This window comes from Methylovorus menthalis, assembly GCF_020523625.1.
GTDB classification, from domain to species: Bacteria; Pseudomonadota; Gammaproteobacteria; order Burkholderiales; family Methylophilaceae; genus Methylovorus; species Methylovorus menthalis.
The window spans coordinates 201339-224996 of the sequence record NZ_JAJAQH010000006.1 but is presented as its reverse complement, the minus strand read 5'-3'; the positions used below and the strand labels follow the sequence as shown (position 1 = coordinate 224996).

The following is a 23658-nucleotide window of genomic DNA, read 5'->3' as shown; positions in this document are numbered from 1 at the left end:
GGCGTTTCTGGTACATAGAGTTCTCCTGAAGCTATCATCTGGCGCAGCTGTCGCTGCGTTCAAAGCAATAACTCAGGCGACAGGTGGCGCTCGGGATAGGTAAGGCGAATAAAACTGCAGACGTTTGGCATGCTTGCCAAACACAGGGGGGAAAAGACGTTTGCTGGCGGGCAATGCTAGCAGTAAGAGGAAAACCAGCACTAGCATGGGTGCCTGGATCAAAAGATCCTGGTCATTCTTGAGGCCGTGCTCCACGGTGACCGTATGCAGGGCGGCATGCCCCATGCTGACATGGTCAGCCGCGCTATGCATCTCCGGCACATCAATATCCACCGCATGCATGTGCAGGCCGTGGCCCTGATCTTCGGCATTCAATTCCAGATGCCCATGGATGAATGGCGCAAAGACTTGCAAAATGGCAAGCCAGAGCACAATGGCAACAGACATGGATTTGAATGGACGGCGAAACATGCGGCAAATCTAACAAATTAAGTGGATACTGGCAAATGAAGTCTGCGACACAAGGCACTTTAATTTTTTTAACAAAAATAATGACATACCCAACAGTATTCTAGATGGCAGCCGATACTTCTTATAGCACGGCATGTTTTGCATGGGGCCTGGGGTGGATATACCCCTGCAATCAGGCTTGAGGTAGCGGCGCTGTCGCGCTGACATTATTTTTATGGGTAGCACGCACGCCGCAAGTTGGCTACTATGGCGCTTGTAACAAATCTTTACAATTGGTTTTACCGCATCAGGAAACAGCATTACCTCACAGCAGGAGGTCGTTTTGACATGAAACCGGTAATCAAGCAGTTGCTCACTTCGGTTGGGATGGGCATCGCCATGCTGCTGCTTGCCACGATCGCCTACCTGTCTTTCACCCGTACTGAACATTTCGTGACCAGCTCACGCTGGGTCGATCATACCTATACCGTGCTGATACAGCTGGATAAAGTCACCGCGGGCCTCAAGGAAGCCGAGTCGAGCGAACGCGGCTACCTGCTGACCAATGACCGGCATTTTTTCCGGCTGTATGAAGATGTCGTGCGCAAGCTGCCCGCCGACATGCAAAAACTGCAAGCGCTGACGTCCGACAACCCGACTCAGCAGCGCCAGGTCCTTGCCTTCAATGCGCGGGTGCAGGACAAGCTGGATTCCATACACGCCATTATTTCCACCAAGCAGGAAAATCATCGCCTGGCGACCGACCCGGTATTTCTCGGCATGCTGGATACCGGCAAACAGATCATGCAGGACATCCGCACGCAGGCTGCCAATATCCTGAATACCGAGCAGACCTTGCTCAGGCAACGTTTGAAAGCCATGGAAGACGAAGCCGCCTCCACCCGCCAATGGATATTGATCGGCAACCTGCTGGCAGCCAGCATGCTGGGCTTGAGTTTCTGGCTGCTGATCAAGGAAATACAGAGCCGCGAGCGGGCACAACGCAAAGCCGAGGCCACGGCCTCGCAGCTTGAAATCACCAACCGTGAGCTGGAAAGCTTCAGTTACTCCGTCTCGCATGACTTGCGGGCGCCCTTGCGCGCGATTGATGGTTACTCACGCATGTTTGAGGAAGACTACAGCGACAAGCTGGATGAAGAAGGCTTGCGCCTGCTCTCGGTAGTGCGCAGCAATAGCCGAAAAATGGGCCAGCTGATTGATGATCTGCTGCAGTTCGCCCGTTCTGGTCGCAAGCAGATTGAAGCTGAGCCTATCAATATGCCCACGCTGATTCATGAGGTATGGCAGGAAGTGACGGCCGACCAGATGGCGCACAACACAGCGCTTGAACTGCAACAGCTGCTGACCGTCCATGCCGATCGTGCGCTGATCCGGCAGGTGCTGATCAACCTGCTTTCCAATGCCGTCAAATACAGCAAAAACAAACCGGCGCCACGTGTGATTGTGCGTTCCAGCCATCATCGCGACATGGTGTCCTACGAAATTGAAGATAACGGCGTCGGCTTTGACATGCGTTATTACAACAAGCTGTTTGGCGTATTTCAGCGCTTGCACAGTGCTGATGAATTCCCCGGTACTGGCGTTGGGCTCGCCATTGTGCAACGCATAATTGTGCGGCACGGTGGGCAAGTCTGGGGCAAGAGTACACTGGGAGAAGGCAGTGTGTTTGGATTCAGCTTACCCTGGAAGGAGCCTCATCATGGATGACATGCAACAAGTGCAAATCCTGCTGGTCGAAGATAGCGAGACCGATGCTGAAATGACGCTACGCGCCCTCAAGAAAATCGGCCTGACCAATGAAATACTTTGGCTGAAGGACGGACAGGAGGCGCTGGATTATGTATTCCGACAAGGGGCTTTCGAGCATCGAGCCAAGCCCTCGCCCAAGCTGATTTTGCTGGATCTGAAAATGCCGAGGGTGGATGGCATTGAGGTATTACAGCAGATCAAGAACTCTGAAAAAACACGCATGATCCCGGTAGTGATGCTGACGTCGAGCGCTGAGGAGCGCGATATCGTCAAAAGCTACGAGCTTGGGGTGAACAGTTATCTGGTCAAGCCAGTCGAGTTTGACCAGTTTGTGGAGGAAGTGTCCAAAGTGGGCTGCTACTGGGCAATCTTGAACAAGATCCCGCAATACCAGTAGCCGCTTGAAAAACGTGCCTTGGCCATGAAGTCGAGGCAGCAATAGGGGAAGCAAATGTTGCGTATCCTGATGGTGGAAGATAGCCCGACCGATGCCGAGCTCAGCCTGCGTGAGCTCAAGCGTGCCGGTCTGACTTGCGAAATCAAGCGGGTGGAAACCGAGCAGGATTTTCGCGACCAGATTCAGGACTATCATCCTCAGCTCATTCTTTCCGACTACTCTCTGCCGCAGTTTGACGGCATGTCGGCTCTGCATATTGCGCGCGAAGTCGCCCCTGAAATTCCGTTTATTTTTGTCTCGGGCACCATAGGGGAAGAAACCGCCATTCTCTCGCTCAAGAATGGCGCCACCGACTACATCATCAAGAACAACCTTAGCAGACTGCCCAGTGCGGTAATTTCGGCGCTGGAGCGGGCAGAAGAAAAAGTCGTGCACCGGCGCATGGAGCGCGAACTTGAAAACAGCAATCGCCTGTTTCGCGTGTTCATGCAAAACCTGCCCGCCATTGCCTTCATTAAAGATCAGCACGGCCAGTATATTTTTGCCAACGCCAGTACCGTGGATGCGCTGCAATTGCCGCATGAGGAAATCATAGGCAAGCACGACAGCATGCTTTTCCCGCCTCAGCTCGCGAAAGAAATGCGGGCCGCCGAGCAACAGATGCTGGCCCAGGGCGAGGCGATTCAGCATGTCCGCCAGTTTCCACAGGCGGATGATTTCAAGCTGTGGTTGCTGACTACCTTCCCTGTGCAGGATATGGATGGCAATTTCAATCACATCGGCGGCATCGGCATCGACATCACCGAGCAGCGCAAGGTAGAAGAAGCCCTGCTACTGCGTAACCACGCCATTGAGGCTAGTGCCACGCCGATTCTGATTGTAGATGTAACACAACCAGCCATGCCACTGATCTACGTCAACCGGGCGTTTGAGCAGGTCACCGGCTATCCATCGCAAGAAGCGATTGGCCGTAATTGCCGCTTCTTGCAGGGACATGACCATGATCAGCCCGAGCTAGAAAAAATACGCACAGCGATCCGTGAGCGCTGCCCGGGCTACGCTATCCTGCGCAATTACCGCAAGGATGGCAGCTTGTTCTGGAACGAGCTGTATGTAGCCCCAGTGCCCGATGTTAATGGTGGGCCGCCCCGCTACTTTGTCGGCGTGCAAAAAGACATCACCGAGATCAGGCAATATCAGGAAACCCTGGAACGGCAGGCGAATTACGACACGCTGACCGGGCTGGCCAACCGCAACTTGCTGAAAGAGCGCATGCATCAGGCCATCAGCGAAGCCCGCCGCCACAACTGGATGTTTAGCGTGGCCTTTGTGGATATTGATAATTTCAAGCGGATAAATGACAGCATGGGGCACAGTGCGGGCGATGAACTGATTCGCCTGTTGGGGCAGCGGCTGCAATCGTGCCTGCGCGATGGCGATACCGTGGCGCGGTTGGGCGGCGATGAATTTGTCCTGCTGCTCACCAGCCAGTCGCTGGATGAGAGCATACATACCGTGGTGCAACGCATCCGCAATACCATCATCAACCCCTTCATCATCACCGGCAAGCAGCTCACCATCACCTGCAGCATCGGGCTCGCCAACTTCCCGCAGGATGGTCGCAATGCCGATACGTTGCTATCGAATGCCGATAGTGCCATGTATCAGGCAAAAGCCAACGGTAGCAATAATTTCCGTTTTTATGCCAAGGAGATGAATGCCGAGCTGGGCCATCGGCTATCCCTGGAAAATGATTTGTGGCATGCGTTGGAAAAGCAGCAGCTGGTGCTGCATTACCAACCGCAGGTGTGCATGAGTAATGGCAAGATTATTGGCATGGAAGCTCTAATCCGCTGGCAGCATCCCACGCTGGGGCTGATTCCGCCATTGCAGTTCATTCCTTTATCTGAAGACGATGGCTTGATTGTGCCTATCGGGATCTGGGTCATGGAAACCGCCGCCAATCAGAACCGGCAATTGCAGCAGGCAGGCCATCCGCCCATCCGCGTAGCAGTGAATCTCTCCGTGCGGCAACTGGAGCAAAAAGATCTGGTGCACTGCATCGAGAGAACCCTGCAGCACTCCGGCCTGGACCCAACTTGCCTGGAGCTGGAAATCACCGAAAGCATGCTGATGCACAACATCGAGGAGTCGATTGTCACCTTGAACCGGATCAGCGATCTGGGCGTGCAACTATCGCTGGATGACTTTGGGACCGGCTACTCCAGCCTGTCGTATCTCAAGCGCCTGCCTATTAATCGCCTCAAGATAGACAAGTCATTCATCAACGACATTCCCACTACGCATAACGATGCCGTAATTGCCCGCTCCATTATTGCATTGGCACACAGCCTGGAAATACAGGTCATTGCCGAGGGCGTAGAGTCGGCTGAGCAATATGCCTTTTTGCGCGAAAATGGCTGCGATGAAGTGCAGGGTTACCTACTGAGTCGCCCCCGGCCGTTTGCCGAGATTGAAGCCTTGCTGCAAGCAGGTGGGCGGCTGGCGTTGCCGGAAATTTAAGCCCCAACCTGCATACCACGACTGCATTTACGGCTTACTCAGACATCAATAGCTGGTTGTGGTCGGTCTTGAGGTAAAAGCGACCATCGGCATCAATCTTGACGGCGCGAATACGGTAACCGCTCAGCACCGGCTCCGCATAGACCAATCGGTGCCCTTCTTTTTTCATGTGGTAAAGCGTCGTAGTGGCCATGCCCGCCACAAAAAAGCTGTTTTCCCAATAGGCGTTGCGGCCAGACTTAGGGTAACGCGCAATCGACCCTACACCGATGGAAGGCACAAACGTGAAAATGGGCTTTTCATAGCCATCATGTCCGTTATAGCTGTTGCCGTAATAATCGCCATTGCCATCGCGCTCATACATGGTGCCGTAACTCACCAGCGGCCAGCCATAATTGGAGCCTTCGCGTATCAGGTTGATCTCGTCGCCACCGCGCGGCCCGTGCTCAGTTTCCCATAGATCGCCTGATTCATGGTCAAAATACAAACCACCGGAAGGTGAACGCAGACCAGAAGCATACACATCCACGCTGCCGGTCTTCGTATTGATCTTCATCAGCTTGCCAAGCGAAGTGGAGGTATCCTGCACGCCCTGCGGTTTGCCAAAATCGCCGATGGCCAGGTAGACAATTTCATCGCTCTCGCCCAGCGCCAACTTGCCGCCCGCCTGCATACCGAGAAACGGCTCTTTAATCGCAGGATTGCTGGTAAAAATATCGCGCTTGTAGACCAAGCGGCTATTCACCACGTCCAGGGTAAATTCCGAGACGGCCAGGCGCGCGCCATTCTGCATGTCATCCCACATGATGTAGCTGACATAGAGCGAGTTATTGACTCGCAGGCTGTCTTTCACCCCGGATGAACCCTGACAGTAAACCAGCGGCTTGGCATCATCATCGTCATCTTCAGATTTGCTCAGGCGCTGCGGAGATTGGGTGCGCTCAATGTCATTGTCATCCTGCGCGGTAAAGTAGGCTTCGCCACATTTGCTGATAAACAGAAAGCGCTTGTTGCCCAGGATTTCGAATGGGCCGGAGGGGAACTCGTCATCAATCGGCAAGTTGTACACGCGGAGGTTTTCGGTGCCGAATACCGAGCCTATTTTGGCGTTCTGGTCCGGCAGGATTTCATCAATGCTGAGGCTTTCAAAACCATCTTCAAACGGCCACCACTTCATGCGGTATTGGTTGGCGCCCAGCATGAACAGGCCGACGACCATCACGATAAAGAGCAGAACTTTGATAATTTTTTTTCGGTTGATATGCATGCTTTCATTCGCCATGCGCAGGCAGCGCCGCACATAGCCTTATTTATTGTTTTATTACCGACCGCCACCTGCACGCTTAGTTTCCTTGTGCAGGTGATTTTCCCGGTTTTCCGCACCATTGTAGTGCGGCTACGGTAAAATACCGCTTTCGAGTTTGGCCTTGCCTGATCCATGCATGCCTTGATGCAGTTCATGCGGCGCTTTCGCCCGCAACCCAATATGGTAAGCCACACCGAGCGCTTGCGAGCCTGCTGCGGGGCTCTGCTGGGCATCTTGATCACCGCCAGCTTGAGTGCACTGCTGGTGGATCATGCCAGCTTGCCGTATCTGATGGCCCCGATAGGCGCATCTGCAGTCCTGCTCTATGCAGCCCCGGCCAGCCCGCTGGCGCAACCCTGGTCCATCATGGGTGGCAATATGCTTTCGGCCATCGCGGGCGTGATCTGCGCCAGCTGGATACCTTCGCCACTGCTCGCGGCGGCTGCCGCCATTTTTCTGGCGATAGGGTTGATGTTTGCCATGCGCTGTTTGCATCCGCCAGGTGGCGCCGTCGCCTTGACCGCCGTCATCGGCGGCCCAGCCATCCACCAGCTGGGCTGGGAGTATGTGCTGATGCCGGTTGGCTTGAATTCACTACTGTTGCTGGTAGTCGCGCTGGTATACAACAATGCCACCCGCCGCCCTTACCCGCATGCCCAGCAACTGGAGCCGGAGCATTCGCTGCATGAGACGCAGGATATTCCACCACTTGCGCGCATGGGCTTTACCCACGCCGACATGGATGCGGTGCTCAAGGACTACAACCAGGTGCTGGATATCAGCCGCGATGATCTGGAGTCGTTATTTCTGCAGACGGAAATGCATGCCTATCGGCGCCGCTTTGGCGAAATACGCTGCCAGGACATCATGTCGCGTTCGCTGATCACGGTGGAGTTTGGCACGACACTGGAAGAAGCCTGGCAACTGCTGCTGCGCCATCACCTGAAGGCCTTGCCCGTGCTCGACAAGGCACGCCGTGTGTGCGGCATTATTACCCAGGGGGATTTCATGCGGCAGGCCGACCTCACCGGCTATCAGGGCATTGCCAGGAAGCTGAAACAGGTGGTGCAACGCATCCCCTACACGCATAGCGATAAACCCGAAGTGGTCGGCCAGATCATGACCAACCGCGTGATCACCGCCAGCACCGACATGCACATTGTGGAGTTGATCCCCTTGGTGTCCGAGCACAATCTTCATCATATTCCGGTGGTGGATCAGGAGCACCGCCTGGCCGGCATGATCAGTCAGTTCGACCTGATTGCCGGGCTCTACCGCGGCCGCCTCAACAGCATGGCGAGCGGATGATGAGGTACGCGGACCTGCATCGTTTCCATGCTGGCGAGGGATCGTTTACACTGCCCGCTCACATCAAGCCTTGATAGCCATGCCTACTGAACTCCGACAAGCGGCCCTCGTCTGGCTGGCCGAAGCAGAACCCAGCCGCAAAGTCGCAGGCGTGACTGACTTGCATAGTGCGTATCAGTCGGGGGAGGTTGCACTGCATAGCGCCGCTGACCTCAGTATGGCGCCAGACCAGGCACAGCTGTCGATTCCCGGTCGCCCACTGCAACCCGAGCTGGTCTCGCCGCTTGCGGTCAAGCGCCGCAACATGCGTACCGTGGAAGGCCGCGCCACCTTGATTCATGCACTGGCCCATATTGAATTCAACGCGATCAATCTGGCGCTGGACGTGATCTGGCGCTTTCCCGGCATGCCAGATGCCTTTTATGCCGACTGGCTGCAAGTCGCGCAGGAAGAAGCCTTGCACTTCAGCTTGTTGCAAGAGCATCTCGTGACTATGGGCTACCGCTATGGCGACTTCCCCGCCCACAACAGCCTGTGGGAAATGGCTACCCGCACAGAACATGACATCCTGGCGCGCATTGCGCTGGTACCCCGCACCATGGAAGCCCGCGGCCTGGATGCCTCGCCGCCCCTGCGCGCCAAACTCGCCCAGGCAGGTGACATGGCGGCGGCCGCCATTCTCGATATCATCCTGCGTGATGAAATTGGCCATGTTGCCGTCGGTAATCGCTGGTTCGGCTGGCTTTGCGAACAGGGCAAGCTTGAGCCTCTGGCGACCTATGCCGAGTTGGCCTCGCGCTACAGCGCACCCACCCTGCGCGGCCCATTCAATATGGAAGCCCGCCGCGCTGCTGGCTTTAGTGATGCCGAGCTGGAATCGCTATTGGGTCAGGCATCTGACTAACCATTGTCGATTTACTGAAAAGTCCGTCTCAACACATCATCTGTATTCATAGCCAATTCGGCAATCGGGCACAACAAGTTGCAAGCGTAACCCTTGCTATATTCAGGCTATTTATCCTGACGTAACAGAAATCTCTCCGCTAACGTCACCAGTTCGCTTACCAGGCTTGGCTCATCCAGCAGCGCGGGTTTTTCATTCGTTACTTGATGAATAATGGCTTTAATACTGATACCCACCATGTAGGTGGCCAGCTCAGGATCAGGTACGTTTTTCATGAAGGGCTGCAACGCATGCATCATGCTTTCCAGTATCCCTTTGTTACTGTCTTCAATGATGCATTGGGACAATGGCAACTCCTCTGCAATCGCTTTATGCATATCAGGGGCCTTGCGGTGCTCTTGGATCACCATGTCAATAACCACCTCAAGTGCCGACCTGAGCGTAGGTTGCTGGCTCATGCGCAGCATTGCGTTACGCATGTCATCATGCATGGAGGCAGCATGGCGACGCTGCAACTCAGCGATCACCGCCTGCTTGTTAGGAAAAAACTGGTAGAGCGAAGCAATATTCACCCCGGCACGCGCGGCAATGGCATTGGTATTTAAACCACCCCACCCAGACTCGTTCAAAATATAAGTTGAAGCTTGCATAATGGCCTCTACCGTCGCACGGGAACGCGCTTGCAACGGCTGCTTTCTGGGCTTCGTCATCAGGTTGGGCTTGGCCATGGGTGCCTTCGGGGAATGTGAGTATCAATAATTAAAGCAATAACTTACTATTTTCACTCATTCAAACACAGAGACCCGATTGTGACAACTACCTTTATCCCATCAAACTGGGAGGCCTTCCAAAGTATTAACCGACAGCGCAGAGCGATCCGAAAATTCAGCGCATTATCCATTCCGGAGCGTGATATTCAGGAGTTGCTTGTTGAAGCTGCGCTCGCACCCTCTAGTGGAAACTTGCAACCCTATCAATTACATTGGATTCGCAGTCCACAACTAAAAGCCGAAGTCGCCGCGGCTTGCAATCATCAGCAGGCCGCTGCCACAGCGGCAGAAATCATCGTCATTTCCGCAAGTGCAGCCATCGCCAAACATACCGCTAGCAGGCAGCTCGCCTATGCCGAGCTATCCGATGTACTCAGCGCAAAATCAAAAGCGTATTACCGAAAACAAATGAAGATGTTCAATACGGTATTGGGCATAGGGGCTTCAGCATTCTGGACTCCGTTCATGTATGCCGCCACCCTGCTGCGTCCGTGTTTATCCTTGTTGCCGATAGGGAACATCGGCAGCCAAAACTGGGCGGCCCGGAATGCTATTTTTTCGGCACACACCATCATGCTGGCAGCAGCGGCCAAAGGTGTCGACTCTTGCCCAATGGAAGGGTTTTCTGCCGTAAAAATCGCCCAGCTATTGCAGCTGCCAAGAGGCAGCGTTATTCCGATTGTGATTGCCCTGGGCTACCGGGCGGAAGATGCGCGCATTGAAATGCAATGGCGCCGTCAATTCAATGAAACCTTGATAACGCATTAAATATTTAAAGGTTCTAACAGGCGCCATAATGAAAAAACCCAAGCACACAGTCTTGGGTTTTTATGCTTTATCAAACCAGCATGGCAGGCATGCCCGCTTTTTAACCGTACTGACGAATCGGCACGCGGATCTTTTGCAGAATAACCGTGGCCAGCTCCTCAATGGAGCGGTGGGTGGAATCAATCCAGGTGACGCCGGCACGTTTCATCAGATCTTCTGCCTTGGCAACTTCATCACGGCAGTTGTCCAGCGAGGCGTAGAAGCTGTTTGGGCGGCGCTCGCTTCGCACGGAATGCAAACGATCTGGACTGATGCTGAGGCCGTAGAGTTTTTCCGGGTAATTTTCCAGCACGGCTGGCAGGCGCATGCGGTCAAAGTCTTCAGGAATCAGCGGATAGTTAGCTGCCTTGATGCCGAACTGCATGGCGAGATAGAGGCTGGTTGGCGTTTTGCCACAGCGCGATACGCCCACCAGGATCACCTCAGCTTCTTCCAGGCCGGAATTGGTCATGCCGTCGTCATGGCCTAGGGAAAAATTGATAGCTTCAATACGGTTGTTGTAGCCCTGACTTGCGGCGCCGTGGGTAATGCCCACGCCTTGCGAGGGCTCAAGCCCCAGCTCGCTGGCCAGTGGATCAATAAAAGTACCGAAGAGATCCAGGAACATGGCATCCACTTCCTTGAGCTTGGCACGAAAGTCGGGCTTGACCAGGGTCATGACGACAATCGGGCGCACGCCGTCTTCCTTGGTGGCCTCCTTGATGCGGTCAATCGCGACCTGCAGCTTGTCCAGCGTATCAATAAACGGAAAGCGGAGTTGACGCAGTTTGACGGTAGGAAAGTGCGCCAGCAAATGGCCTATGGATTCAGCCGTAATACCGGTGTTGTCCGAAACAAAAAAAACGGAACGGTCATGGGTCATGATCAGGGCGCTCTGTAGATGGTCAAGTAAAAGGCCAGTATAGCGCTAGCCAACAATTAAGAGCTGCCTTGCGGCAGCGCGGTGTATCAGTAAAAAGGGCTGCCCTGAGGCAGCCCTTGGACTATACCATTATTTGCTATTTGTTGGCGGCGGCCAGGCGCTGCCAGGTGGTAACCACGGTATCGGGGTTGAGTGATACCGACTGGATGCCTTCCTTGACCAGCCATTCAGCGAAGTCTGGATGGTCAGATGGACCCTGACCGCAGATACCCACGTACTTGTTGAGACGGTTGGCAGTGGAAATCGCCATTTTCAACAGCACCTTGACAGCATCGTTACGCTCGTCGAAACCGGCAGAGAAGAAGCCGGAGTCGCGGTCCATACCCAGCGTGAGCTGAGTCAGGTCATTGGAGCCAATCGAGAAGCCATCAAACAGCTCAAGGAACTGCTCGGCCAGCAAGGCATTGGATGGGATTTCGCACATCATGATCAGGCGCAAGCCATTCACACCGCGCTTGAGACCATGGCTTTCCAGGATCTCGATCACGGCACGGGCTTCATCCAGCGTACGAACAAACGGCACCATCAGCTCGACGTTGGTCAGGCCGATTTCTTCGCGCACCTTGCGCATGGCAATACATTCCATATCGAATGACTTGCGGAAATCGCCATCGATGTAACGCGAAGCGCCACGGAAGCCGATCATCGGGTTTTCTTCATCTGGCTCGTAAATATCACCACCGACCAGCTTCTTGTATTCGTTGGACTTGAAGTCCGACAAACGCACGATCACGGGCTTGGGGTAGAACGCAGAAGCAATGGTGGCTACACCTTCGACGACCTTTTCAATGTAGAAGTCGCGCGGGCTGGCGTAGCCATTGGCACGGCGTTGCACTTCTGCCTTCATGTCGGCTGGCAGGGTATCAATATTGAGGATGGCCTTGGGGTGAATGCCGATCATGTTGTTGATCACGAATTCAAGACGGGCCAGGCCAACACCATCATTTGGTGTCTGCGCAAAGCTGAACGCCATGTCAGGGTTGCCCACGTTCATCATGATCTTGACCGGAGCCTTGCCCAGTGCGGCGGCTTCCTGGCTGGAAACTTCATAGTCCAGCGCGCCAGCATATACATAGCCGGTTTCGCCTTCAGCACAGGAGACGGTCACGATGTCGCCATCTTTCAGCACATCGGTCGCATCCACGGAACCCACAATCGCGGGGATACCCAGTTCACGCGCGATAATCGCGGCATGGCAGGTACGGCCACCACGGTTGGTCACCAGGGCAGAAGCACGCTTCATCACCGGTTCCCAGTTCGGGTCTGTCATGTCAGCCACCAGCACGTCGCCTGGCTGCACGCTGTTCATTTCAGCGGGATCACGCACGATACGCACAGGGCCTACGCCCACTTTTTGCGTCACGGCACGGCCAGTCACAATCGGCGAGCTGCTGTGTTTGATCTGGAAAGTCTCGATCACATTACCGGTTTGCGACTTCACGGTTTCCGGGCGGGCCTGCAGGATGTACATCTTGCCATCCACGCCGTCTTTGCCCCATTCGATGTCCATCGGGCGACCGTAGTGCTCTTCAATGATCACGGCATAGCGTGCCAGCTCCAGCACATCTTCGTCGCTCAGACAGTATTTGATGCTGAGTGCAGGGTCTACATCCTTCGTGATGGTGCTTTTGCCTGCTTGCTGTACATCACCAAACACCATCTTGATGGCCTTGGAACCCAGGGTGCGGCGCACAATGGCGGGGCGGCCCTGCGCCAGCAATGGCTTGTGTACATAGAATTCGTCAGGGTTCACGGCACCTTGCACCACGGTTTCACCCAGGCCGTAAGAAGCGGTAATGAACGCGACATCCTTGAAGCCGGATTCGGTATCAATGGTGAACATCACACCGGCAGCGCCGATGTCGCTGCGCACCATGCGCTGAATACCTGCAGACAAGGCCACATCTGCATGCAGGAAGCCCTTGTGTACGCGGTAGGAAATCGCACGGTCGTTATACAGGGAAGCAAATACTTCCTTGATGGCGTGCAGAATGTTGTCCAGGCCTTGAATATTGAGGAAAGTTTCTTGCTGACCAGCAAAGGATGCGTCAGGCAAGTCTTCAGCCGTGGCGGAAGAACGCACAGCGAAGGTCACATTCTGACCGGAGGAAGCGGTTAACGTAGCGTAATGCTCGGCAATGGCGTCTTTCAATGCGGCCGGGAAAGAAGCCTGCATGATCCATTCGCGGATCTTGCTGCCACAGACTGCCAGCGCGGTAACATCTTCCACGTCCAGTTTGTCGAGCTCGGCATTGATGCGATCTGCCAAACCATCTTGCGCCAGAAACTCGCGATAGGCATGGGCCGTTGTCGCAAAGCCAGTCGGCACGCGAACCCCTTTTGAAGTCAGCTGGCTGATCATTTCCCCCAGCGAAGCATTCTTGCCCCCAACTTCAGGCACATCCGTATTTCGCAACTTTTCAAAAGCAATGACGTATTCCGACATATTTTCCTCATGCGTTCATAGCGGTTTTAAGGCGCGTATGAATTTCATAATTTCAAGGTTGAGTTAGCAAATGCATAAACACATTGCTGACAGGCTTGTTAAAACTGGGCTTAAATTTATTGATATCACTAATTGAGTGCACTGAACGCACAACCACGAGAATATTGCCTTGAGCAGGCGACATGCTACGAGCCGCTCCCCAGCTCATTCACATATACGACTAAATCATTTGTCCTGCCATAGTCCTTATCTATTCTTGACGGCAGACGCCAGCTGCACAAGTGCAGCAAAACCATGCTGATTCAGGTTGAAATAATACAGTAAAAACGGCTGAGTTCACCAGCCTAAAACGTATTTAGGCCGAAAGGACTAATCCGCTTACAGGCATTGTCTGGGGTTGACGACAGCTTGTTGGAAATAGCAGCAAATATCGGAGCGCATTGTGTGACAAGCTACCCTGTCGCCGGAAAAATGTACTGATATAATTCGCGGCCCCGCCTTCCTGGAACCTCCAGCGCCGGGGCGGCATCCAACCCTGCCACCTTGATGTTTATTAGCGCAAAGGACGCTCATGATACTGATATTCCTGGTACTACTGCTCGCCCTGTTGCCACTGGTGCTCACTACATCGTTTCCGCATCTGGTTGTCGTCAGCATTTATAGCGGCTTAGCTCACCTGCTCGCTTTTGGGTGGGCCATCATGATCATCATCATTCTTTTGCGCCGCCGCCGGATTCGCGAATGGCGCGAGGCGCGCAAGCTACGCAAGCAGGCGCGCGCCCAGCAAAAAAAACACCCGCACTGATTTACCCATCCGAGCGCCAATCCAGCATTACCAGGAATAGCCCGCGCTAAAGAGCAACGTGGAATCCAGTTCCTTGCGCCCCGGCGTCGGGCTGCCATCCCACGTGACATTCCATTGTGTGGAGGCATTCAGCCGCTCCGTCAGCGGGAAGCGGAAACCGGTTTTGGCGTAAATCAGCATATCGCGTGTATCTTCCATACTCATGAGCGCTTCATGCTCATGGAAAAACTGGGTAAAGCCATTGAAGAATCGCTGGTCATATTTCACCGCCCAGCGCAATGCCGCATAGTTTTTGTCGGGGTCGGTGTAATGGCGCTCGCTCACATAGGCCAAACCACCTTCCAGTGACAGATTCAGGTTGGGCGACTCATACATCTGGTAACCAGACCCGCCACCAATGGTTGTCAACATCTGCAGATCCCGGAACCTATCCTGTTCCAGTGATGTGGTGCCGTAGGCATACCAGCGCCGACTCCAGAAATGGTCATACTTGGCATAGCCACGGCTATTGAATTGCGTGCTGTTGCCGCGATCCTCCGCCCGGTTGAAGATGGCGCCGGCGGTATACCGATTCTGCAGCGTACGAATAATGGTTTCTGTATCCAGCCGCAAGGCCTGGGTTTCGGAGTTACCCTGTGTCCAGGTACCACCGACATTGATACGGCCCGTCCACCTATACCCACCGCGCACCAGCTCAGGCGAGGGGTTGATATAGCGCAGCTCTGCGAGCTCAATATCCCGGTATTGCTCATTCTCAAGCTTGATCCAGGCGCGGCCATCTTCAACATCATCCAGGCTGACAAACGCGCCTTCTACCCGCTCCTTGTCATTGAGTACGATATCCAGCGCCTTCGCAGAGTCCAGGCTGGCAATTTCTGCCCACACCACCTTGATGACACCGGCATAGGCTGTTCTGAACTCAACGGCATCGCCTTCTTTCTTCAGCACTTCTCCGGTCAGCACATCGCCATTTTTGAGGCGCAATTGATCCGCCTGGGCATGGCATGACAGTACTATAAGAGACGCCGAGACCATGATTTTCGCATACGCAGATACCTGCATGTAGTTCCTCCTGATGTTGTTGCTTGATGTCGACATACCTGCGGGCAGTGACTTTTGTATATTCGCTATTGCGCCCAACATTGGGCAAATTTGAAATCAACATTGGCTAAATTCTGGGTAATCAAAGAGCAGCGCCAGCACGAGGCTTATTCAACATGACTGCATAAGGGCGAAAAAATTCGCAGCGGGGGCAATGCCAACTTCGACAAGCACGCTGGCTAAACGGGCTAAACGCCCAGCAAATCAGGAAACTCGCGTATGGATGGAATCACTCTGTCGGGCTGAATAGACGAGGCATCACAGTAAGGCTGGCGATACTTGCCGGTTTGCACCAGCACACCACGCAGGCCTGCCTGCTGAGCACCGCCAATGTCAGCATCAATATCATCGCCGATAAGTACGGCATCACACGCCGCCACGCCCATGCTGATCAACGCCATGGCAAAAAAATCGGCCGAGGGCTTGCCCATCAGCGTAGTCTGCGCGCCGCTGGCATATTCCAGACCCGTGATAAAAGCCCCGATATCCATCTGCAATCCCTGCTCGGTTTGCCAGTACCGGTTTTTATGAATGGCGATCAACTTGGCGCCGCGCATCAGGCAGTTGAAGACTTCATTCAACAAGCGATAAGACCAGGCATCGCCGATATCCCCAATCACAATAAATTCGGCCTCGGTGTCTGACTGGCGGAAATCGGCAAAATCCTGCATGACATCTTCCGCCAGCAAGAATCGGCAGACCGGATCACCCTGCCGCATCAAATATAAACGCGCTGCCTGCGTGGCACTGATGATTTCGTCGGTATCGACGGCAAAGCCCAGGCTGGCAAGCTTTACCTGCAACGATGTCAGCGATAGCGTGCTGGTATTGGTGACGAAGCGACAAGGCAAACCCGCGTTGCGAATACGGTCTACGGCATCTATCGCCCCTTCTACTGGCTTGCCACCGATATAGAGCACGCCATCGAGATCAAACAGCACGCCTTTGATTGTATCTAGCGGATCCATGATGACTCCTTTTTGCACACTGATAACACTTGTATGCAAGCATCAACGATGCCAACCCTAGCCACACTTACGCTCCCTCAATACGGCCCAGCGGGTAACCCAATACACCAGCATGCCAATATATGTACCCGCAATCACATCACTCACATAATGGTAGTTGGTCGCCACTAAAGCGAAAGCCAGTAGCAACGCGCCCATAAAATACACATTGCGCCAGCGCGGATAAAATTGCCACAACGCCATGAATACCGTCATGAATACCACCATGTGGCCGGATGGAAAGGCGTCATACCAGCGCTTGCCTATCTGAAACCACTGCATCTGGTGGGCATCCGGGTTGGATACCCACAATCGAACCGATACGCGACCAAACCCCAGCTTAAGCAGGTGTTTGACGACAAATGCGACTGGAAGGACGATACCCAGCAGCAGAAAAAAGTCACGCCGGGGGCTATGGTCCCCCAGCCATCGCAGATAGAAATAGAAAGAAAAACTGAAGGTAGACCCAATAAGCACTACCCAGAACAAATGGCTAGGCAGATTATGGGTATAGGCGCGAAATGGCGCATAGCTGAGTAAATTTGCATTGATCCATAGAGCAGTCGGCGCATCTATATAAAAAATCGCCAACAAGCTCAGTGCGAGCACCAGCAGCATCAGACTAATGCCCCGCATGTTCGCCCGCCCCATTCACCTTTACCTTGTTCGCCACGCTGGGCATGCAAATTATCCTGACCATGACTGGAGTTTAGCCGACCCGCGCTGGTGCGTCGATGGCAGAGAGCTGACTTGGCCGCCACCGTGCGTCAACACACCATCAAGCAGACATAAAAAAGGCCGACATTGAAGTCAGCCTTTTTTTATACCGGTCACCCGGCTAGCTGTAGCAATTACTCTGCGACAACAATTTCATTCTTGACGGCAGTAACGCCCTTTACGCCCTTGGCGAGCAACACTGCTTTTTCAGCTTCTTTCTTGGTTTTTGCAGTGCCGGACAATTCGACCAGGCCATTGCTGTCAGTTTCAACCTTGATGTCACTGGCGCTTACCAGCTTATCCTTGGCAAACGCAGCCTTCACCTTAGTCGTGATCACAGTATCACTCAACTTGGTGGAAACGGCATCACCGTCTGCAGCAAAGCCACTCAGCGGCATTGCCAGAGCACTTACCAACAGCAGAGCTTTTAAATTTGTTTTCATATCGTTTCCTTATAATGGGTTGTTGTTGAAGACGAGTCCATTGTGAAAGGAAACAGCATAATGGCGAATAAGCTGGGCGCTGATTCTCCTGTCAGAGAACACTTACCACGCTGTAGGTCTGGCGCCCTACTTTAATGTTTCGCGGGTGACTTCCACGCTTGCCTCACCATCGCTTAACCACACCTGGCCATCCTGTATGGTGCATTGCAAGTTCATGCTGCGCTGGGCCAGCGCTGCCAAGGCATGCGTTGTCTCCTGCGGCAGACTATAAACCCGCAAATTGCTGAGCCGGGCGAAGCCGGAAGCATTCTGCGCAAACCACATCTCTGCAGTACGTCCACCATAGGCATACACCAGTACCTCATCAGCGCGGCCACACGCCTTGCGAATCAGTTTCTCATCCGGCAGGCCAACATCTACCCACTGTTCAATGCGCCCGGTCAAATCGCGCCGCCAAAGATCTGCCTCATCATCGTCCGTCATGCCCTGACCAAACGCCAACTGCTCATCCGCATGCAGCGCAAATGCCAAGAGGCGCACCATCATGCGCTCATCCGTTTCAGAAGGATGCCGCGCCAGCGTCAAGGCATGATCCTGATAGTAATGCCGTTCCATGTCGGCAATTTGCAAACTGGCTTTGAATACGGTGGATTTAAGGGCCATATAAACAATCTTGATGCGTCATGTTGAAAACCACTATATATAAATTGCAATGTACAAAAAAAGACCCGCTAGGCCCTGAGCATTATCGCGTCAGACCTCATCAGCATGTCGTTGCGCTTTAAAAAAAGTGCGAATGGCCGACTCATTATCGTCGCCGAAAAACCGCGTTGAATGTGTCACTTTCTTTTCGTTCGCCAGCAATGTTGCAGGTGAACTCGGCAAGCCTTGCCAGCGCAGCCCCAGAGGCAAACGCCCCGTCGCAAAATCCCCGTGTTTCAGCCCGACCGCAAGCATCAGAAGACCAAAAATCTGATCCTCTTGCAGCTCGCTCCAGAAAAATTCTTCCCGGCCCAACAGCTGATGCTGTATCAGCCTTTCAACACATTCGCTGCTGAGAAAATAAGCACCACCCAGGCAATGCTCACCTGGCTCATAGCCATGTTTGATACTGCGTCGTGACACTTGATTTAGAAACCACCAGCTTTTCCATGCGCGCGGATGGAGCATCAAGGCCATGTTGATCTTGAGCTTCTGCGCCAATTTGCGGCGCGGCCAGGAAAAGTCCCGCGGATCCCCATTGCAATCCACTCGGTACGAGCCGAGCATCCCCAGCTCAGGGTGTTGGGCAAACCATTCAATGGCATCTTTTTCCGGGTGATGGCCAATGACCAATGCATCGGTATCCAGCCGCAGCAATACCCGGAATGCATAATGCTCATGGGCATAAGCAAAGCCACGCGAGAGATTGATGTACAGGCCCGCCTCCTTCCCCATGTTGCCCCGGGTGGCGATGACATCCACGTTATCAAATGACGTGGACAATCCTGCGCAAAGGGCTTCTCCACTATCATCCAGCACAATAATCACATGGGCCGAGCGGATGTAATGACGAATGCTCTCTATGGTATCGACGACATACGCTAGTTTGCATGTCGGCCCCACGGGAAGCACAACGACAAGCTCAACATTTTTCCTGGCAACATTTCGCATGGGATGACCCGCCTATTGAGGTTGTTATCTGCTGCAAGCAGTAGTAAAAACCAAAACGACATCATCGCCCACCAGCGTGGGCGCTAAACCACACTTCTAGCCAGACATTAGCATAAACTTGAATCCATATGCTGCATTTTGGGGCCTTCGTTGCGGCCCTTATGAATAGCGAAAGCCACCATTCAAACAGCATAAAAAAAGGGTTACGATTTCTCGTAACCCCTTTTGGGTGTTGGTGGGCTGTGCGGGGATCGAACCCACGACAAACGGATTAAAAGTCCGCTGCTCTACCAGCTGAGCTAACAGCCCGGAGACTTTCGTCCCGATGTTTTCCGTTGCTTTGGAAAGCGCGCAATTATCCTGAAAAGGGCGTAGCGCGTCAACCAGAAATCAGGGAAAGTTTATGCAGCATTCATTTAGCAAAGACTCGGCGCGTTAGCGCATGCCGGGGAATCGTCCTTGCATGGCGCGCATCATCTTGCTCATGCCGCCCTTGGAGAACATTTTCATCATCTTCTGGATTTCTTCAAACTGGTTGAGCAGGCGGTTGACTTCCTGCACCTGCACGCCTGCGCCAGCGGCGATACGGCGTTTGCGCGTAGCCTTGATGATCTCTGGCTTGCGGCGCTCTTCGGCCGTCATGGAGTTGATAATACCCTCCATGCGACGCATCGCTTTATCGCCAGTTTCGCTGTTGATCTGGCCAGCCATGCCCGCCAGCTGCGCGGGCATTTTATCCATCAGCGCACCCATGCCGCCCATTTTGCGCATTTGCAGCATTTGTGACTTGAAATCTTCGAGGTCAAAGCTTTTGCCGGACTTGAGCTTGTCGGCGACTTTTTGCGCTTCGACCATGTCGACATTTTTTTGTGCCTGCTCAATCAGCGACAGCACATCGCCCATGCCCAGCACGCGTGAAGCCATGCGCTCGGGGTGGAAAGCTTCCAGGCCGTCAACTTTTTCGCTGACGCCGACAAACTTGATGGGCTTGCCGGTGATATGGCGAACCGACAAGGCGGCACCGCCACGCGCATCGCCATCCAGCTTGGTAAGAATGACACCCGTCAGTGGCAAGGTTTCACCAAAAGCACGCGCCGTATTCACGGCATCCTGACCTTGCATGGCGTCGACCACAAACAGGGTTTCAACAGGATTCAGCAATGCATGCAATTGCTGAATTTCGGCCATCATGGCTTCATCAATACCCAAGCGGCCGGCAGTATCGAAAATCACCACATCGTAAAAATGACGCTTGGCAAAATCGAGTACATTGGCCGCAATATCCTGCGGCTTCTGGCTGGCGTTGGAGTCAAAACAGTCCACATCCAGGCTCTTGGCCAGGGTTTTCAATTGCTCGATAGCAGCTGGACGATACACGTCGGCACTGGCCAGCAATACCTTCTTCTTTTGCTCCTTGAGCAGGCGCGCCAGCTTGGCCGAGGTGGTGGTTTTACCTGAACCCTGCAAACCCGCCATCAGGATAATGGCGGGAGGTACCGCCGCCAGGTTAAGGCCCACATTCTGCTCACCCATGAGGCGCGTGAGCTCTTCATGCACCACCTGAATCACGGCCTGACCGGGCGTCAGGCTCTGCAATACATCGCGCCCGACCGCGCGCTCCTTGACCTGGGCAATGAACTCCTTGACCACGGGCAAGGCAACGTCCGCCTCCAGCAGGGCCATGCGTACTTCGCGCATGGCGTCGCTGATATTTTCTTCGCTGAGACGGGCCTGGCCGCGCAGCGTTTTGACCACCTGTTGTAATCTACCGCTTAAGTTTTCAAACATAATCCGTGCCGAATGTAATGCGGGCCAGCGTTTAGGGGCCGAAACCGCGTGTTATAGTATTTACTTAATTCTAACCCAAGACCTGACGACACAAGACAGCTAAATGGTTGCCCTCATTCCTTTTCTGCTCACCGCACTGATCTATAGCCTGGTCGCCATCGACTTCTGGCGTAGCGTAAAAACCTCTGATCCTGTCAGCCGCCGCAAACTGCATAGCCGGGTACTGGCCATTGGCCTGCTGCTGCATGCAGGCCTGCTGTATAACGCCATGTTTACTGAAGGCCTGAACCTGAGTTTCGACAATGCCCTGTCGGCCATTGCCTGGCTCACGGTACTGATCTACTGGGTCAACAACCTGCGCTACCCGCTGCAAAGCCTGCAGGCCTTTGTGCTGCCGCCCGCGGCGTTTTTCGTGCTCTTGCAATATGGCATGCATGAAAACCATGTCTTGCCTTACCTGGGCAACCCATTGTTCATGGCACATCTGGTCATTGCGATTCTGGCTTACAGCCTGTTTACCTTTGCTGCCTTGCATGCGGGTTTGATGGCCTTTGCCGAGCGCAAGCTGCATCAAAAATCCAGCCTGAGCCGCTTGCCTGAGTTCCCGCCCATTATCGTCATGGAAAAACTGCTGTTCCGCGTCATCGCGCTGGGCTTTTTCCTGCTCACGCTCACCTTGTTGAGCGGTGCCCTGTTTTCCGAACAGATTTTTGGCCAGGCCTTGAAGTTCAATCACAAGAACCTGTTCGCCATTATTTCGTGGCTGGTATATGGCGGTCTGCTGCTTGGCCGCCAGGCCTATGGCTGGCGCGGCAAAACTGCCATCCGCTGGACGCTCAGCGGCTTCGTGATTTTGCTGCTGGCATATGCTGGCACCAAGTTCGTGCTGGAAATCCTGCTTAATCGCTAGAAGCCGAAGCACGGCCTGGTTTTCCATGCACGGGCATTTGCAACTCATCCGTCCTGAAGGTTAATTACCCCTCAAGACCATCTCCACGCCTAACTCCGCCTACCGCAGACTGATCACTGGCCAGCCCTCGCCTTCAGCATAGGCTTTCAGCGTGGGGTCCGGATCTACCGCCACTGGTTTGTCCACCAGCTTCATCAGTGGCAAATCATTGTGCGAATCACTGTAGAACCAGCTCTGATCAAAATCCTTGAGCGTTTGCCCGCGTGCTTCCAGCCAACTGTTCAGGCGGGTAATCTTGCCTTCCTGAAAACTCGGCACGCCAGTGCTACGACCCGTGAATTGGCCATCAATTTCCTCTGGCAGCGTACCAATCAGGTTATCAATACCAAAGGCCTTGGCAATCGGGCCAGTGACAAAGCTGTTGGTGGCCGTAATGATCATGAGCAAATCGCCATGTGCACGGTGCTTTTCCACCAGCGCACGTGCCTTGTCGGTGATCATGGGGGCGATTTTTTCCTGCATGTAGCGCGTGTGCAACTCATCCAGAAAGCTGCGCGGATGCTGGCTTAATGGTTTCAGCTGAAACTCAAGGAAAGCATAGATATCCAGATTGCCCGCTTTATAGTCTTCATAAAACTGCAGGTTTTTCCCCAGATGCTCATCGCGATTGAGCAATCCCTGTTCGATCAGGAACTGCCCCCATTGAAAATCGCTATCCCCGGCCAGCAAAGTGTTATCCAAATCAAAAAGTGCAAGCTGCAAAGTAATCTCCGTTCTGTTACGGCGTTTCAAAAATAGGTAAAGTACAAGACTTGTGCGGCCAATTCCTAGGCGCTTAAGCTTCAAGAACTCGCGGCCGCAATAAAGGTCATTCCATTATGAATTTCCCGGATCATTTACTACCCACCGAGCTCTGCTGGGCCGCCAATGCATTAAGTCTGGCGATTATCCTGGCTTGCCTGAAAAGCGCACCCTGGCGCCATCTTAAAGACACCAGCTTGTTGAATGTGTTCATGGCAGGCATCGTAGGCCTCATGCTGGTATGGGCGGTCAACGCTGGCATCAAGCCTGGTCTGAATTTTCATCTGCTAGGCGCCACCCTGCTCAGCCTGATGTTTGGGCCGCAACTTGCCATCATGGCGTTGGCACTGGTGCTGCTTGGCATTACGACCTTTGGCATGGCAGGCTGGCTCAGCTATGGGCTGAATCTCATGCTCATGGTGGTAATTCCGGCCATGTTCAGTTGGGGCGTGTTCCGCTGGGTAGACCGCAAACTGCCCAACCATTTGTTTGTGTATATCTTTGTGGTCGGCTTTTTCTGTGCGGGTGTCGCCATTACCCTGTGCGGGCTCGCCAGCAGTTTTGTGCTAGCGGAAAGTGCTATCTACAAGCGCGAATACCTGGGCGAGCATTACTTGCCCTACTACATTTTCATGGCCTGGTCCGAAGCCATGCTCACAGGCATGGCGGTGACGCTGATGGCAGCATTCAGGCCTGCGTGGCTATCCACCTTTAACGACAAACGTTACCTCAAAACCAAATAAGCCAGCGCTGACCGGATTGTGTAAGGCGCTGCCGGGCTCATCTGGCAGCGTCACCCGCAGATCTTC

The 23658-nt window shown here is 53.8% G+C and carries 22 protein-coding genes and 1 tRNA gene; 9 read left to right on the top strand and 14 right to left on the bottom strand.

Annotated features, from left to right (window positions below; all coding sequences use genetic code 11):
• Positions 1-72: 72 nt before the first annotated feature.
• A complete protein-coding gene (locus tag LG204_RS06885) occupies positions 73-471 on the bottom strand; it encodes a hypothetical protein (protein WP_230336575.1) in 399 nt (132 codons plus the stop codon).
• Between the two features lie 327 nt (positions 472-798).
• Between LG204_RS06885 and LG204_RS06880 the strand changes: the two genes are divergently transcribed.
• Genes LG204_RS06880 through LG204_RS06870 form a run of 3 tightly spaced genes read left to right on the top strand, consistent with a single transcriptional unit; the run spans position 799 to position 5140 of the window.
• Entirely contained in the window at positions 799-2178 is a 1380-nt protein-coding gene (locus LG204_RS06880; protein ID WP_230336574.1) for a sensor histidine kinase, read from the top strand.
• Complete coding sequence (locus LG204_RS06875; RefSeq protein ID WP_230336573.1) at positions 2171-2617, top strand: response regulator; 447 nt, start codon at positions 2171-2173, stop codon at positions 2615-2617. The genes LG204_RS06880 and LG204_RS06875 overlap by 8 nt, the downstream gene beginning before the upstream one ends.
• A 54-nt stretch (positions 2618-2671) precedes the next feature.
• The gene (locus LG204_RS06870; protein ID WP_230336572.1) at positions 2672-5140 is read left to right on the top strand and encodes an EAL domain-containing protein; all 2469 of its coding nucleotides are present in this window, start codon (positions 2672-2674) and stop codon (positions 5138-5140) included.
• Between the two features lie 34 nt (positions 5141-5174).
• Here the strand turns inward: LG204_RS06870 and LG204_RS06865 are convergent, their stop codons facing one another.
• Entirely contained in the window at positions 5175-6407 is a 1233-nt protein-coding gene (locus LG204_RS06865) for a PQQ-dependent sugar dehydrogenase (RefSeq protein WP_230336571.1), read from the bottom strand.
• A gap of 171 nt (positions 6408-6578) precedes the next feature.
• On the opposite strand from LG204_RS06865, the gene LG204_RS06860 reads away from it, so the two are divergent.
• Complete coding sequence (locus LG204_RS06860; RefSeq protein WP_230336570.1) at positions 6579-7754, top strand: HPP family protein; 1176 nt, start codon at positions 6579-6581, stop codon at positions 7752-7754.
• Between the two features lie 79 nt (positions 7755-7833).
• Entirely contained in the window at positions 7834-8658 is an 825-nt protein-coding gene (locus tag LG204_RS06855; protein WP_230336569.1) for a ferritin-like domain-containing protein, read from the top strand.
• A 107-nt stretch (positions 8659-8765) separates the two neighbouring features.
• Here the strand turns inward: LG204_RS06855 and LG204_RS06850 are convergent, their stop codons facing one another.
• Positions 8766-9386 carry a TetR/AcrR family transcriptional regulator gene (locus LG204_RS06850; protein ID WP_230336568.1) on the bottom strand — a complete coding sequence of 207 codons (621 nt, stop codon included), beginning with the start codon at positions 9384-9386 and terminating at the stop codon, positions 8766-8768.
• An 81-nt stretch (positions 9387-9467) separates the two neighbouring features.
• On the opposite strand from LG204_RS06850, the gene LG204_RS06845 reads away from it, so the two are divergent.
• Positions 9468-10196, top strand: a complete 729-nt coding sequence (locus LG204_RS06845) for a nitroreductase family protein (RefSeq protein ID WP_230336567.1) — start codon at positions 9468-9470, stop codon at positions 10194-10196.
• A 100-nt stretch (positions 10197-10296) separates the two neighbouring features.
• On the opposite strand, the gene ppsR is transcribed toward LG204_RS06845, so the two are convergent.
• Positions 10297-11118 carry a posphoenolpyruvate synthetase regulatory kinase/phosphorylase PpsR gene (ppsR, locus tag LG204_RS06840; protein WP_230336566.1) on the bottom strand — a complete coding sequence of 274 codons (822 nt, stop codon included), beginning with the start codon at positions 11116-11118 and terminating at the stop codon, positions 10297-10299.
• A gap of 136 nt (positions 11119-11254) precedes the next feature.
• Positions 11255-13624 (bottom strand): phosphoenolpyruvate synthase, encoded by a 2370-nt coding sequence (gene ppsA, locus LG204_RS06835; protein ID WP_230336565.1) that lies wholly within the window; start codon positions 13622-13624, stop codon positions 11255-11257.
• Positions 13625-14195: 571 nt separating this feature from the next.
• Here ppsA and LG204_RS06830 point away from each other — a divergent pair.
• The gene (locus tag LG204_RS06830) at positions 14196-14429 is read left to right on the top strand and encodes a hypothetical protein (RefSeq protein WP_230336564.1); all 234 of its coding nucleotides are present in this window, start codon (positions 14196-14198) and stop codon (positions 14427-14429) included.
• Between the two features lie 27 nt (positions 14430-14456).
• Here the strand turns inward: LG204_RS06830 and LG204_RS06825 are convergent, their stop codons facing one another.
• The 8 genes from LG204_RS06825 to ffh all read right to left on the bottom strand — a co-directional run bounded on the left by LG204_RS06825 (position 14457) and on the right by ffh (position 21138).
• Entirely contained in the window at positions 14457-15491 is a 1035-nt protein-coding gene (locus LG204_RS06825) for a DUF481 domain-containing protein (protein ID WP_230336563.1), read from the bottom strand.
• A 227-nt stretch (positions 15492-15718) separates the two neighbouring features.
• Positions 15719-16498 (bottom strand): TIGR01458 family HAD-type hydrolase, encoded by a 780-nt coding sequence (locus LG204_RS06820; RefSeq protein WP_230336562.1) that lies wholly within the window; start codon positions 16496-16498, stop codon positions 15719-15721.
• A 57-nt stretch (positions 16499-16555) separates the two neighbouring features.
• Positions 16556-17173 carry a phosphatase PAP2 family protein gene (locus LG204_RS06815; RefSeq protein ID WP_230336561.1) on the bottom strand — a complete coding sequence of 206 codons (618 nt, stop codon included), beginning with the start codon at positions 17171-17173 and terminating at the stop codon, positions 16556-16558.
• Between the two features lie 215 nt (positions 17174-17388).
• The gene (locus tag LG204_RS06810; RefSeq protein WP_230336560.1) at positions 17389-17697 is read right to left on the bottom strand and encodes a BON domain-containing protein; all 309 of its coding nucleotides are present in this window, start codon (positions 17695-17697) and stop codon (positions 17389-17391) included.
• A gap of 126 nt (positions 17698-17823) precedes the next feature.
• Positions 17824-18360 (bottom strand): YaeQ family protein, encoded by a 537-nt coding sequence (locus LG204_RS06805; protein WP_230336559.1) that lies wholly within the window; start codon positions 18358-18360, stop codon positions 17824-17826.
• Between the two features lie 90 nt (positions 18361-18450).
• Positions 18451-19227: a hypothetical protein gene (locus LG204_RS06800; protein WP_230336558.1), complete on the bottom strand. Its 777-nt coding sequence runs from the start codon at positions 19225-19227 to the stop codon at positions 18451-18453.
• Between the two features lie 356 nt (positions 19228-19583).
• Positions 19584-19659: transfer RNA gene (locus LG204_RS06795), tRNA-Lys, on the bottom strand.
• Positions 19660-19785: 126 nt separating this feature from the next.
• A complete protein-coding gene (gene ffh, locus LG204_RS06790; RefSeq protein WP_230336557.1) occupies positions 19786-21138 on the bottom strand; it encodes a signal recognition particle protein in 1353 nt (450 codons plus the stop codon).
• 103 nt (positions 21139-21241) lie between these two features.
• Here ffh and LG204_RS06785 point away from each other — a divergent pair, with 103 nt between their 5' ends.
• A complete protein-coding gene (locus LG204_RS06785; protein WP_230336556.1) occupies positions 21242-22048 on the top strand; it encodes a cytochrome C assembly family protein in 807 nt (268 codons plus the stop codon).
• 99 nt (positions 22049-22147) lie between these two features.
• Here the strand turns inward: LG204_RS06785 and LG204_RS06780 are convergent, their stop codons facing one another.
• Complete coding sequence (locus LG204_RS06780; protein WP_230336555.1) at positions 22148-22810, bottom strand: histidinol-phosphatase; 663 nt, start codon at positions 22808-22810, stop codon at positions 22148-22150.
• A 116-nt stretch (positions 22811-22926) separates the two neighbouring features.
• On the opposite strand from LG204_RS06780, the gene LG204_RS06775 reads away from it, so the two are divergent.
• Positions 22927-23592, top strand: coding sequence for an energy-coupling factor ABC transporter permease (locus tag LG204_RS06775; protein ID WP_230336554.1), 666 nt, complete (start codon positions 22927-22929; stop codon positions 23590-23592).
• The last annotated feature ends 66 nt before the right edge of the window (positions 23593-23658 follow it).